Annotated in this window: 2 protein-coding genes; one reads left to right on the forward strand and one right to left on the reverse strand. The window is 62.1% G+C overall.

The features are described from left to right. A partial coding sequence (locus EN984_RS35460) for a DUF3445 domain-containing protein (RefSeq protein WP_164765960.1) occupies positions 1 to 607 on the forward strand: 607 nt, incomplete at its 5' end. Between the two features lie 119 nt (positions 608 to 726). On the opposite strand, the gene EN984_RS35465 is transcribed toward EN984_RS35460, so the two are convergent. Beyond that, positions 727 to 1,098 carry an endonuclease domain-containing protein gene (locus tag EN984_RS35465; RefSeq protein WP_127270285.1) on the reverse strand — a complete coding sequence of 124 codons (372 nt, stop codon included), beginning with the start codon at positions 1,096 to 1,098 and terminating at the stop codon, positions 727 to 729. Positions 1,099 to 1,149: the final 51 nt, after the last annotated feature.

Consider the following 1,149-nt stretch of genomic DNA (forward strand, 5'->3'; position numbering starts at 1 on the left):
GGAATACATCACCCGGCAGAGCCAGGGCGATTTCTGCATCCTCGACCAGCGCGACGGCAATCTGTGGATGGATGCCGGCATGGTCACCACCCAGGCCGACTGGTCGCTCGATTTCGACATCGGCATGAACTTCTTCGAATGGCATGCGCCGGTGCCGCTGGCGCATGAGAAGGGGATTTTCGTCAGGGCGCTGAAATTCCTCACCAACATCCAGCAAGGCAAGCCGGCTCGACGCCTGAACTGGACGATGACCATCAATCCGCGCCTCGACACCAGCCCCGAGAACTACCACAAATGGGGGCCGGACCGGGCGACGGTGACGCCGGAGAATGTCGGCGACAAGGTGCATCTGCGGGTCGAACTGCAGAGCTTCTGGCGGCTGCCGCGCTCCAACGGCATCGTCTTCCCGATCCGCTGCTATCTGATCAAAATGGATGAACTGGTGACGCAGCCAAAATGGGCCCGGCGCCTGCACCGCGTCATCCGCGACCTGCCTGACGAACTCGCCAACTACAAGGGCCTGACACGCTATCGCCCGGCGTTGGTCGAGTGGCTGTCGAAGCTGGACGATGGGAGCGCGACGAGCCCAGGGTTTGGGCCGGATTGAATAGCTGATGTTGGCGCTGCCCCCAAAGCAGCCAATCTCCCCCCAAGAGGGGGAGATGCCCGGCAGGGCAGAGGGGGGCGCCGTGGAGCGCCTGCCTTGCCCAATCTCCACCTCCGCGCTTACGACGCGTCGCCCAGCCCAGCCACAATCATGACATGCTGGCAGACATTGTCGATATCGCGAATGACATCGTCGTTCCAGAAGCGCAGGACCGTCCAGCCCAGCGCTTCGAATTTGGCGGTTCTTGCAGCGTCCGATTCCGACGTTTCGGCCCGGCCATGCTGGGAACCATCAAGCTCGACGATCAGCTTTTTGTCCGGGCATGCAAAATCGACGATATGGCCGGCGATAGGCATCTGGCGCCGAAACCCCAGTCCCATCAGCCTGTGTGCCCTGATCTCATTCCAAAGCTTGAGTTCGGCATCGGTCATCACCTTGCGCATCGTGCGCGCATTGCGGCGGCTGTTGGCGGATACCAGATTGTGCGTCATCGCGGTTCGCCCCCCTCTGTCCTGCCGGACATCTCCCCCTCCAGGGGGGAG

The organism is Mesorhizobium sp. M7A.F.Ca.CA.004.12.1.1 (genome assembly GCF_003997835.1).
GTDB lineage: Bacteria > Pseudomonadota > Alphaproteobacteria > Rhizobiales > Rhizobiaceae > Mesorhizobium.

Coding starts and splice junctions, on each gene's coding strand:
- EN984_RS35465 (WP_127270285.1), bottom strand. CDS start 1,098: ATGACGCACAATCTGGTATCCGCCAACAGCCGCCGCAATGCGCGCACG.